The following is an 11,772-nucleotide window of genomic DNA, read 5'->3' on the forward strand; positions in this document are numbered from 1 at the left end:
GACAAAGCCTGAGTTTTAAAGCTGGCTTGGGGCAGGCGCTAGCAAATCGTTCAGCAAGGGCGTGATGGCGGCAATGTCTTCGCGCTGCTTGAACAAAATGCCCACCGTGTCTTGCACCACTTCAGGGTCAAGGGTGAGTGTGTCCAGGGCCACCAAGGCCTTGGCCCATTCCACACTTTCTGCAATGCCAGGAGCTCGTTGAAACGCACTCGAGAATGGCTGGCTTCTAAGGCGTCCCACAAACTCGGCCACTTGCTCGGTGAGTTGGGCACTGGCCTCAGGCACTTGGGACCTGACCACGGCCAATTCACGCTCGCGATCGGGGTAGTCCATCCACTGATAAAGGCAGCGGCGCTTCACGGCGTCGTTCAAGTCGCGCGTGCGGTTGCTGGTGAGAATGGTAACGGGTGCCACCTCGGCTTTGATGGTGCCCAGTTCTGGAATGCTCACTTGGTACTCGCCCAAATACTCCAGTAAAAAAGCTTCAAAGGGTTCGTCGGCGCGGTCAACCTCATCGATTAGCAGCAGAGCGCCAGGTGGGGGCGTTTGCAGGGCTTCGAGCAAAGGGCGCTTGACCAAGAAACGCTTTTGATACACCTCGCGTTCAATGTCTTGGGGAGTTGCACTTGAGCCGGTCTGAGCGGCTGCCGCGCGCATGTGCAATAACTGCGCAGCGTGGTTCCATTCGTAGAGAGCCTCGCGTTGCTCCATGCCGTCGTAGCATTGCAAACGAATGAGGGGTCGTCCTAGAATTTTGGCCAACGCTTTGGCCAGCTCGGTTTTGCCAACGCCAGGTTCTCCTTCTAAAAGGAGAGGGCGCTCTAATTTGAGGCTCAAAAAAACGGCGGTGATAAGCCGCCGTTCCGCGAAATAGCCCACGCCTTGAAGGGCTTGGGCAAGTTCGTCAATAGATTTGAAAGTGTCTTTTGCGGTCATCCGTTCGCCTGTTTCACCGCCCTTTGAGTTTGCACGGTGATCAGGTGAGCGCGATAGGCCTTTGAAGCGTGCAGGTCGGCATTGAGATCTGTAGAGTCTACCGCGATACCGGCCACTGCTTCTGGGGTAAAACTTTTTGTCAATGCGGCTTCCATGCCAGCATGGCGGAACACGCCATTGCCTGCACCGGTGATGGCCACACGAGCACCACCAGCGGTTTGTGCCACAAACACACCCACCAACGCAAAGCGTGAGGCAGGTTGATTGAACTTGGCATAGGCCGACTTGCTGGGAATGGGGAAACTCACAGCGGTGATGATTTCGCCTGCGTCTAATGCGGTGGCATACATGCCCAGAAAGAAGTCATCTGCCTTGATGGTGCGCTTGTCTGTGTGGATGGTGGCGCCCAAAGCCAACAAGGCACTGGGGTAGCAAGCTGCAGGGTCGTTGTTGGCCACAGAGCCACCAATGGTGCCCATGGCGCGGACTTGCTTGTCACCAATGTTGTTGGCCAATAAAGCCAAGCCTGGAATGTTCTTTTGAACGTCGGCGTTGTCGGCCACATCTTGGTGGCGTGTCATGGCGCCAATGACAATGTTGTTGCCGTCCATTTTGATGCCAGCCAAGCCACTGATAGCGGCCAAGTCAATCAGGGTTTCTGGCTGTTGCAGGCGCTGCTTCATGGCAGCGATCATGGTTTGGCCACCAGCCAAAACTTGACCACCAGCCTGCGCTGCTTTTTGCGCATCTGCCAATGCGGTAGGGCGTTCGTATTTGAATGCGTACATGTTGAGTTCTCCAAATTTCTAATTAATGCTTGGCGGCTTGAATGGCTTCCCACACGCGGTGGGGGGTGGCAGGCATGTCAAAGTCTTTGACACCCAGTGGCGCCAACGCGTCAAGCACGGCATTGATGACAGAAGGGGGTGAGCCAATGGCGCCCGCTTCGCCGCAACCTTTGGTGCCCAATGGGTTGGTGGTGCAAGGTGTGCACTCGTGACCAATGGCGAACACTGGGAAGTCGTCGGCGCGGGGCATGGTGTAGTCCATGAAAGAGCCAGTTAGGAGCTGGCCGGTTTCTTTGTCGTACACGCAGTTTTCCATGAGCGCTTGGCCAATGCCTTGCACCAAACCGCCATGCACTTGGCCTTCCACAATCATGGGGTTGATGATGGTGCCAAAGTCGTCCACTGCTGTGAACTTGTCGATTTTGGTCACGCCCGTTTGGGGATCAATTTCTACTTCGCAGATGTAAGTGCCAGCTGGGAAGGTGAAGTTGGTGGGGTCGTAGAAAGCGGTTTCGTTGAGGCCTGGCTCCAACTTGTCCAAGGGATAGTTGTGGGGCACATAGGCTGTGAGTGCAACGCTGCCAAATGGAATTTTCTTGTCGGTGCCCTTGACACTGAATTCGCCGTTGGCAAACTCAATGTCGGCATCGCCGGCTTCCATGAGGTGGGCGGCAATTTTCTTGGCCTTGGCTTCAATTTTGTCGAGGGCGCGCATGAGTGCGGCGCCGCCCACAGAAATAGAGCGTGAGCCATAAGTGCCCATACCGAAAGGCACGCGGCCGGTGTCGCCGTGAACGATGTCGACGTTTTCAACGGGAATGCCCAAGCGCGCGGCCACCACTTGTGCAAAGGTGGTTTCGTGGCCTTGACCATGGCTGTGCGAGCCGGTGAACACGGTGACGCTGCCTGTGGGGTGCACACGCACTTCGCCGCACTCAAACAAACCAGCACGAGCGCCCAAGGCGCCGGCCACGTTGCTGGGGGCCAAACCGCAAGCTTCGATGTAGCTGGAGTAACCAATGCCGCGCAGCAAACCCTTGGCTGCACTGGCCGCTTTGCGGGCGGGGAAGCCTGCCACATCGCCCAGTTTGTTGGCGTGGTTCATGAGTGCATGGAAATCGCCGGTGTCGTACTGCAAAGCCACTGGCGTTTGGTAAGGAAACTGCGTGATGAAGTTCTTGCTGCGAATGGCGTCTTGCGTCATGCCCAGCTCAAACGCTGCGCGAGACACAATGCGCTCGAGCAAGTAGGTGGCTTCGGGACGACCCGCGCCGCGATACGCATCGACAGGGGCTGTGTTGGTAAACCAAGCATCTACTTCCACATACACCTGAGGTGTAGCGTATTGGCCGGCCAACAAGGTGGCGTAGAGAATGGTTGGAACAGCAGTTGAGAACGTAGACAAGTAGGCGCCCAAGTTGGCGTCGGTGTGGACGCGCAATGCCAAGAACTTACCGTCTTTGTCGATGGCCAACTCTGCATGGCTGGAATGGTCACGGCCGTGTGCGTCGCTTAAGAATGCTTCTGAGCGATCGCAATTCCATTTGATGTTGCGGTTGAGCTTTTTGGAAGCCCAAGTCAGGCACACATCTTCGGCGTACAGATAAATTTTGGCGCCAAAACCACCACCCACATCGGGTGCAATGACGCGCACCTTGTGCTCAGGCAAGCCCAGCACAAACGCGGTCATGAGCAAGCGCTCGACGTGCGGATTTTGATTGGACACATAGAGTGTGTACTCGTCGCTGGCGCGGTTGTAGCTGCCAATGGCGGCGCGTGGCTCCATGGGGTTGGGTGCCAAGCGGTTGTTAATCAAATCAAGCTTGGTAACGTGCGCAGCACCTGCAAACGCAGCATCAACAGCAGCCTTGTCGCCAATGGCCCAGTTGTAGCAATGGTTGTTGGGTGCCTCAGCGTGCAGGGCTGTGGCAGATTTGGCTTGGCGCACATCGACCACCGCGGGCAGCACGTCATATTCAACTTCCACCAACTCGGCAGCGTTTTTAGCTTGCTCCAAAGTTTCGGCCACCACCATGGCCACGTGGTCGCCCACATAGCGCACCTTGCCATTGGCAAGAATGGGGTGAGGTGGCTCGTTCATGGGCTTGCCGCTGGTGTCTGTAATGAGCCAGCCGCAGGGCAGACCATTGATTTTGGCATCGACCACATCGGGGCCGTCAAGCACGGCCACCACACCAGGCGCTGCCAAAGCCTTGGCTTTGTTGATGCTCTTGATGTTGGCGTGGGCATGAGGCGAGCGCACGAACACGGCGTGCGTCATGTTGTCTAGGCGAATGTCGTCGGTGTAGTTGCCGGCGCCAGTGAGGAAGCGGTAGTCTTCCTTGCGACGCAAGGACTCACCGATGTGAGGAAGTTTGGAGAAATCTGATGCACCCATGATGAGCTCCTTAAGCTTTCATAGCAGCACAACCCTGCTGCACGGCTTTGACAATGTTTTGGTAACCCGTGCAACGGCACAGATTGCCTTCGAGCAATTCGCGAATTTCGAGTTCGCTGGCGTTGGGGTGGCGGTTGGCAATGTCGACCGCGCTCATGACCATGCCAGGTGTGCAGAAGCCGCACTGCAAGCCGTGGCATTCTTTGAATGCGGCTTGCATGGGGTGCATGGTGCCATCGGCTTGGGCCATACCTTCAATGGTGGTAACTTCGGCGCCTTGCGCTTGTGCGGTGAGCATGTTGCAAGACTTGACGGCACGGCCGTTGACATGAACGGTACATGCACCACATTGGGCTGTATCGCAGCCCACGTGGGTGCCGGTAAGTTTGAGGTGCTCGCGCAGTGCGTTGACGAGCAAAGTGTTGGGGGCTGCGTCAACGGAAACTGATTTGCCGTTGACCTTCATTTGAACCTGCATGCGTAACTCCTGAGGGTGAATTTATCCTCCAGTAGATCACGCGGTCAGCCCCTTCTTTTTAAGTAGTTTCCCTTAGGTTTAAGAATTCATTCACAAATCTCAAAAGGGCGGGCCATCTTCGTCGCTGGCAGACTCGGCAAAGACGTTTTCGCCACCCAGCGCATCGATCACATCTTTGAGCAATGGGCCTAGCATCCCAGTGCTCAAAACCACATCGGCATCAAATTTGTCTTCCCCTTCGGTGCTGCCTGTGTCTGCTTGGGTGCCATCTAAAAAGGTGACTTTTTTAAGCTGCAAGCCCTCGGTCAAGACGAAGCTGGCTTTGCCTTCCCAGCTTAGCGCCAATTGGGTGGGGAGCTTGCCCTCGCGCACATGTTTGCGCACTTCCTCGGTGCTAAGGTTATGCCGTGTGTACTTCACCATGGGCTGGTCTTCTGCGCCCGACTTCAAAACACATTCTTTTTCTATGCTCAAAGATCTTGGCAGATCGTCAGTGTCGGTGGTCAATAGCCAGGCCGCCATTCCGGCTTGTGGGGATGTGGCAGTTTGCAGCAAGTTCAAGTCTAGGCCTGGCAAGGCGCGAACCAACTGGGTGATGACCTCATCGGCTTTGCCTGTGCTGGCCGCATCTATGGCCAATAGTCGATCTTGGGGGTTGATCCAGACCATGACAGAAGCTTGCTTGGCAAAGGCTTGAGGCAGCAGGCTTTGCAGAATGTCTTCGCGCATTTCGCGATTTTCTTTTTTGCCAGGCTTGCGGCCGGTCTTGGCTTGGATATCTTGCGCCTGCAATTCGGCTTTGCGTTTGACCACAGAGGAGGGGACCGCTTTGGTTTCAATCAGCAACTTGGCAATCCACTGACCGCCAATAGACTCAATCAAGGGGCCATTTTCAAGGCCCCTCGGCTCGGACCAGCCTACGGATTTGTCTTGACCAGGTGTGCATTCAATGAATCGGTTGGCTGAAAAAGCACTTTCAATTTCTGGTACGGTGGCGTTCCAGTTGGGCCCTATGCGGTAGGCCATGACATTTTTAAACACGTATATCCTTGCGGGGTTGTTTGACCTAAAGTCAAATTTGTATCAATGATAGTAGAAACCATGTTTCTATTCGTACCTTTCAACACAAAATGCAGTCGCTTCCGCCTCTACTGAACGCAGATCAAACATCTTGGCAATTTTGGATTGACCGGGGGGGCACTTTCACAGACATCGTCGGCAAGCGGCCCGATGGCCAACTCGTGACGCACAAGCTGTTGTCAGAAAACCCTGGTCAGTACAAAGATGCTGCGGTTGCTGGCATTCGGTTTTTGCTGGGTTTGAAGCAGCATGAGGCCGTCACGCCGTCGGCTGTGAGTTGCGTGAAGATGGGCACCACAGTGGCCACCAATGCATTGCTAGAGCGCAAGGGTGAAAAAACATTGTTGGTTACAACGCGCGGATTTAGAGATGCATTGCGCATCGCTTATCAAAACCGACCCCGCTTGTTTGACCGACACATTGTCTTGCCCGAGCTTCTTTACAGCGAAGTGATCGAAGCACACGAGCGCATGTCGGCGCAAGGTGAAGTCATTGAGCCTTTGAATGACGCTGAATTGCGCGTTCAGTTGCAGGCTCAATTTGATATCGGTATTCGCAGCGTGGCCATTGTGTTCATGCACGCGTATCGTTATCAAGCGCACGAAATCATAGCTGCCAAATTGGCGCGTGAAATTGGCTTTACCCAAATTAGCACGTCGCATCAAACCAGTCCCTTGATGAAGTTTGTCAGCCGAGGTGACACCACGGTGGTGGATGCTTATTTGTCGCCCATCTTGCTTCGCTATGTCGATCAAGTGGCTACTGAAATGCCAGGCGTCAAATTGATGTTCATGCAGTCTTCGGGTGGCCTCACCGATGCGCATGCCTTTGCCGGCAAATATGCCATTTTGAGTGGCCCCGCAGGCGGTATTGTTGGCATGGCACGCACTGCGCAAGGCGCTGGACACGACAAAGTGATTGGCTTTGACATGGGCGGCACGTCGACCGATGTGTCGCATTACGCTGGACAGTTTGAGCGAGAGTTTGAAACGCAAGTGGCAGGCGTTCGCATGCGCGCACCCATGATGAGCATCCACACGGTGGCGGCGGGGGGAGGTTCTTTGTTGCAATTTGACGGTTCACGTTTGCGCGTGGGACCTCAAAGCGCTGGCGCCAATCCTGGCCCTGCCAGTTACAGACGAGGCGGTCCATTGGCCGTGACCGATGCCAATGTGTTGGTGGGCAAGGTACAACCTGATTTCTTTCCCGCGGTGTTTGGCCCTGAGGGCAATCAAACTTTAGACAAGCAGGCGGTAGTAGAGCGCTTTGCCGATTTGTCCAATCAAATGAACCGGCCTGCTGAAGCCATTGCAGATGGTTTCTTGCGCATTGCGGTTCAGCAGATGGCCAATGCCATCAAGAAAATTTCAGTGGCGCGCGGCTACGACGTCACGCGTTATACCTTGCAGTGCTTTGGTGGGGCAGGCGGTCAGCACGCATGCATGGTGGCCGATGCGCTGGGTATGAAGCAAGTCTATGCACATCCTTTGGCCGGCGTGTTGTCGGCGTATGGCATGGGCTTGGCCGATCAAAGCTTGATTCGCGAGCAAGCGGTTGAAATGCGCCTCACACCCGAGGCTATGCCATCCTTGCTGTTGCCGCTCAAAAGTTTGGCTGATGCTGCCAGATCAGCCTTGGCCAAGCAAGCCTTGGGCGATGTGATTCAATTGCACGAGCGTGTGCATGTCCGATATGAGGGCAGTGATTCAGCCTTGGTGGTTGACATGGGTAGCCTGGAGGAAATCACGGCACGTTTTGAGCAGGCTTACCGTCAACGATTTGCATTTTTGATGGTGGGTAAATCGCTCATGGTGGAGGCAGTTTCTGTAGAGGCTGTCATCCAAGGTGATGCCGCGGTTGAAGTGCCTCATGCGCTCAATCCTGCGCGCAATGTGCCTCAGCGCGCTAGCGTGCGCATGTACTCTGCGGGCTCAGATGGCGAGTCGCGTTGGTGGGAGGCCGGTTTGTTTGTGCGCGAAGATTTGCGCATAGGCGATGTCATTGCAGGCCCAGCCATCATCGCCGAGAAAAATGCCACTACGGTGGTAGAGCCTGGATGGCAAGCACAAGTAACAGCTTTAGACCATCTGCTTTTGAATCGCGTGGAAGTGCGTCAAACCAAACATGCTGCGGGTACCTCGGTCGATCCTGTCTTGTTGGAAGTGTTTAACAACCTCTTCATGAACATTGCAGAGCAAATGGGTTTGCAACTGCAAAACACCGCTTACTCGGTGAATATCAAGGAACGCCTTGATTTTTCTTGTGCCTTGTTCAGTTCAGAGGGACATCTAATTGCCAATGCGCCACACATGCCTGTGCACTTGGGCAGCATGGGCGAAAGTATCAAAACGGTCATTCGCGAAAACGCAGGCCAGATGCGCCGTGGTGATGTCTTTGTGCTCAATGACCCCTATCACGGCGGCACGCATTTGCCTGATGTGACCGTTATCACGCCGGTGTTTTTAGAGGGTGCAATTCAACCAGAGTTTTATGTGGGCTCTCGTGGTCACCATGCTGACATTGGCGGTACCACGCCAGGCTCGATGCCGCCTTTTTCCACCACCATTCAAGAAGAAGGTGTGCAAATCAACAACGTCAAGTTGGTGTCGGAAGGTGTGTTGCAAGAGCAAGACATGCTGGCGCTGCTGTCCAGTGGTCAATATCCCAGCCGCAATCCTAAGCAAAACATGGCCGACTTGCGCGCCCAATTGGCGGCCAACGAAAAGGGTGTGCAAGAGCTGCACAAAATGGTGGCCGAATTTGGTTTGGATGTGGTGCAGGCCTACATGCGCCATGTTCAAGACAACGCCGAAGAATCTGTAAGACGCGTGATCACACGCTTGAAAAATGGCAGCTTCACATTGCCACTAGACAATGGTTCGCAAATTCAAGTGGCCGTGCGCGTAGATGCCCAAAACCGCAGTGCAGAAATTGACTTCACGGGCACCAGTGTTCAGCAGACCAACAACTTCAATGCGCCCACTGCGGTGTGCATGGCTGCCGTGTTGTATGTCTTTAGAAGTTTGGTGAACGACGACATTCCCTTGAATGAGGGTTGCCTGAAACCTTTGAAGGTGATCATTCCTGAGGGCTGCATGCTCAACCCCAACTTTCCTGCCTCTGTGGTGGCGGGCAATGTGGAAACATCGAGCTGCATTACCAATGCGCTGTTTGGCGCTTTGGGTGTGATGGCGGGCAGTCAGCCCACCATGAACAACTTCACGTTTGGCAATGCAAAGTACCAGTACTACGAAACCATTTCGGGCGGCAGTGGTGCGGGCGTGATGGTGGACGAACAGGGGCAAATGACCTCGGGCTTTCATGGCACCTCGGTGGTTCAAACCCACATGACCAACTCACGCCTGACCGATCCAGAGATTTTGGAATTCCGATTCCCTGTGCGTTTGGAAAGTTATGCATTGCGCGAAGGCTCGGGTGGTCAAGGCAAATGGCATGGCGGCATGGGCGGAGTGCGCCGCATTCGTTTCTTGGAACCCATGACGGCCAGCATCTTGTCCAATGGCCGAGTCCATCCAGCATTTGGCATGGCGGGTGGTCAATCGGGTGCCCCTGGCATCAACCAAGTCATGCGTAAAGATGGCCATGTGGAGGTGCTAAAACACATTGGCCAAGTAGAAATGGCGCCAGGCGATGTGTTTGAAATTCACACGCCAGGTGGCGGTGGGTTTGGCTTGCCTCAAGCTTGAACTGGCTCAAACTCAAACTCAAAGCAAGCCGCTTTACTTAAGACTTACCAGCTTAAGACTTGCCCGCTTTAGGCTTGTCTGCTGGCTTGTTTGCTGCAGGCTCACTTGCCGTGCCACCTTGATAGGTGGAGCCGTTAACAGTCAGGCCTTGGGCTGAGAGCTTGGCCGAACTTTTCTCGCCCATGCCGTTCACACGGAGCATGAGGTCGGGCCAGTCTTTGAAGTTGCCCTTGCTGCGCTCTTTCAAAATTTTGCCTGACAGTGAAGGGCCAATGCCCTTGATGCCATCCAGATCGGCCGCATTGGCTTTGTTGACATCAATCGCAGCAAAGCTGCTGAGTGAAAACAGCAATGCGGTGGTGGTTAAGATTTTCTTGAACATGTTGAACTCCTTTGTTTGACATCACCCCAACGGTGATGCAAACCAGATTCAACTGCTGATTGAACGCTAGATGTGCATTCTGCAATTCAAGGTGAGCGCAAGCAATGCTTTGAAAGCAATCTAGAGTTCTTCGACGCGGCGTGGTGGGTAGCTGTCCCAAGCTTGGCAGCCAGGGCAGTGCCAAAAATGTTCTTTGGCCTCAAATCCGCAAGCCGCGCAGCGATAGCGTGCCAAGGGACGAGCCGCTTGTTCGAGTGCCTTTTGCAAAGGGGCGCTTGTGGCCTCGGTACCCAAATCGGCGCCCGCTAACCAGCGAGAAGCTGCAATCAGGGAGGGCTGCTTTTGAAGGTGCTCGATGTATCTTTGACGGGTGAGCTTGTCTGAATCTGAGCCTGTTTTTTCCAATGCCACGATGGCGTCCATCACATCGATGCATGGGCTTTGAGCGTAGTGCTGTTGGAGCAAAGACAAAGTGGAGGGTACCTGGTCTGCTGCTTGAGCTGCACGAACCAAGCTGGCAGCTGCCAAAGGGGCTGCCACAGAGGCTGACTCAAACAATTGACTCAAAGTGGCGCAGGCTTGAAGCGCTTGGCCTTGGTTGAGTTGCAGTTGTCCTAGCAAGAGGCGAGGGCGAGGAGCGTCTGGGGCTTCTGTCAAAGCATTTTGAAGGCATTGCAAAGCGCCGATTGCATTGCCTTGCGCATTGAGTTCTCTGGCTTGTTCGCACAGGTAGTGAGCCTTGCGAACCGCGAAGCTCACCTCCCCCGATTGTTCGAGTTGGGTGGCCACTTCTCGAGCTTGTGGCCATTCGCGAGAACGTTCATAAATGGCCAAGCGGGCCAAGCGGGCTTGGCCTTCGAAGGCGGTACCCTCAAGTTTGCGCAAGGCGTCTTCAGCGCGGTCTAGCAAGCCAGCTTTGACAAAATCTTTGGCAAGGGCATTTTGCGCGCGCTGACGGTCGGCTGTGCTGAGGTCGCCACGCGACAACAAATGTTCATGCACCCGAACAGCGCGCTCGTATTCGCCACGCCGGCGAAATAAATTGCCCAAGGCAAAGTGCAACTCTGAAGTGTCGGGGTCGTTTTGAACGGCTTCAATGAAGGCATCAATGGCCTTGTCTTGCTGCTCATTCAATAAAAAATTAAGACCTTTGAAATAGGCGCGGGGGGCTTGACGGTTGTCAATGCGCAATTGCCTTAAATCAAGCCTAGAGGCCAACCAGCCTAAACCAAAAGCGGCTGGCAATCCCACCAAAATCCAAATCAGATCAAGTTCCATTTGAGGCTTCCGGCTGTTCGGTGCTTGCAGAAGGGCCTGGGGTGGTTTGAGTCGATTTGGCCTCTTGCCTTTGGCGCCACCAGCGAGGCACCATGCCTAAAACACCCACCACCATGCCCAGCGCAAACGCAGCGAGCACGATCAGGACCATGGGCGAGCGCCATTGGGTGCCAAAGAAAAAGTAAACCTTGGCCTCGTGCTGATTGTTCAGCGCGAAGGCAAACAAGGTAAAAAATACAGCGGCATTCAGTGTCCACTGAAGCAGCTTGAGAAATTGTTTCATGAATAGCCTCAGACAGCCCTGTCATTCTAAGGCGATGCCAAGGGAAGAAACAAAAAAGGCCCTGATAGGGGCCTAATTATTCCGTCGTTCCGTGCACAGGCTCATTCAGATTTGCCATGCAATACGTCCAATGACCCTTGGTCAACAGCCTCGCGCAAAGCTTTGCCAGGTTTGAAATGGGGCACGCGTTTTTCTGGAATTTGCACGCTTTCGCCAGATCGGGGGTTGCGCCCAAGGCGGGGTGGCCTGCGATTGATGGTGAAACTGCCGAATCCGCGAATTTCGATGCGATGGCCTTTGACCAAAGCTTCGCTCATGGCGTCCAAAACCGTTTTGACAGCGAATTCGGCGTCACGGTGAGTCAGTTGCTCAAAGCGAGCAGCCAAGGCTTCAACGAGGTCGGATCGAGTCATGTGAAAAATGTGCGAGAGGCATAGAAAAA

General features: G+C 54.5%; 10 protein-coding genes. 1 reads left to right on the plus strand and 9 read right to left on the minus strand.

From position 1 onward, the window contains the following. Positions 1–15 precede the first annotated feature (15 nt). From B9Z32_RS05735 to B9Z32_RS05755, 5 genes are all read right to left on the minus strand, one after another. A complete protein-coding gene (locus B9Z32_RS05735; protein WP_108420329.1) occupies positions 16–936 on the minus strand; it encodes a MoxR family ATPase in 921 nt (306 codons plus the stop codon). Next, complete coding sequence (locus tag B9Z32_RS05740) at positions 933–1,724, minus strand: xanthine dehydrogenase family protein subunit M (RefSeq protein WP_108420330.1); 792 nt, start codon at positions 1,722–1,724, stop codon at positions 933–935. The genes B9Z32_RS05735 and B9Z32_RS05740 overlap by 4 nt, the downstream gene beginning before the upstream one ends. A 22-nt stretch (positions 1,725–1,746) precedes the next feature. Continuing rightward, positions 1,747–4,122: a xanthine dehydrogenase family protein molybdopterin-binding subunit gene (locus B9Z32_RS05745; RefSeq protein ID WP_108420331.1), complete on the minus strand. Its 2,376-nt coding sequence runs from the start codon at positions 4,120–4,122 to the stop codon at positions 1,747–1,749. Between the two features lie 10 nt (positions 4,123–4,132). Continuing rightward, positions 4,133–4,600 (minus strand): (2Fe-2S)-binding protein, encoded by a 468-nt coding sequence (locus B9Z32_RS05750; RefSeq protein WP_108420332.1) that lies wholly within the window; start codon positions 4,598–4,600, stop codon positions 4,133–4,135. A 99-nt stretch (positions 4,601–4,699) separates the two neighbouring features. Continuing rightward, the gene (locus B9Z32_RS05755) at positions 4,700–5,641 is read right to left on the minus strand and encodes a recombination-associated protein RdgC (protein WP_108420333.1); all 942 of its coding nucleotides are present in this window, start codon (positions 5,639–5,641) and stop codon (positions 4,700–4,702) included. Between the two features lie 89 nt (positions 5,642–5,730). On the opposite strand from B9Z32_RS05755, the gene B9Z32_RS05760 reads away from it, so the two are divergent. After that, a complete protein-coding gene (locus tag B9Z32_RS05760; protein WP_108420334.1) occupies positions 5,731–9,387 on the plus strand; it encodes a hydantoinase B/oxoprolinase family protein in 3,657 nt (1,218 codons plus the stop codon). Positions 9,388–9,439: 52 nt separating this feature from the next. Here the strand turns inward: B9Z32_RS05760 and B9Z32_RS05765 are convergent, their stop codons facing one another. The 4 genes from B9Z32_RS05765 to B9Z32_RS05780 all read right to left on the minus strand — a co-directional run bounded on the left by B9Z32_RS05765 (position 9,440) and on the right by B9Z32_RS05780 (position 11,743). Then, positions 9,440–9,769 (minus strand): helix-hairpin-helix domain-containing protein, encoded by a 330-nt coding sequence (locus B9Z32_RS05765; RefSeq protein WP_108420335.1) that lies wholly within the window; start codon positions 9,767–9,769, stop codon positions 9,440–9,442. 120 nt (positions 9,770–9,889) lie between these two features. Then, the gene (gene lapB, locus B9Z32_RS05770) at positions 9,890–11,047 is read right to left on the minus strand and encodes a lipopolysaccharide assembly protein LapB (protein WP_108420336.1); all 1,158 of its coding nucleotides are present in this window, start codon (positions 11,045–11,047) and stop codon (positions 9,890–9,892) included. Then, positions 11,037–11,330, minus strand: coding sequence for a lipopolysaccharide assembly LapA domain-containing protein (locus B9Z32_RS05775; RefSeq protein WP_108420337.1), 294 nt, complete (start codon positions 11,328–11,330; stop codon positions 11,037–11,039). The genes lapB and B9Z32_RS05775 overlap by 11 nt, the downstream gene beginning before the upstream one ends. A 101-nt stretch (positions 11,331–11,431) precedes the next feature. Continuing rightward, complete coding sequence (locus tag B9Z32_RS05780; protein WP_108420338.1) at positions 11,432–11,743, minus strand: integration host factor subunit beta; 312 nt, start codon at positions 11,741–11,743, stop codon at positions 11,432–11,434. Between the last annotated feature and the right edge of the window lie 29 nt (positions 11,744–11,772).

This window comes from Limnohabitans sp. MMS-10A-178 (genome assembly GCF_003063375.1).
Lineage (GTDB): Bacteria > Pseudomonadota > Gammaproteobacteria > Burkholderiales > Burkholderiaceae_C > Limnohabitans_A.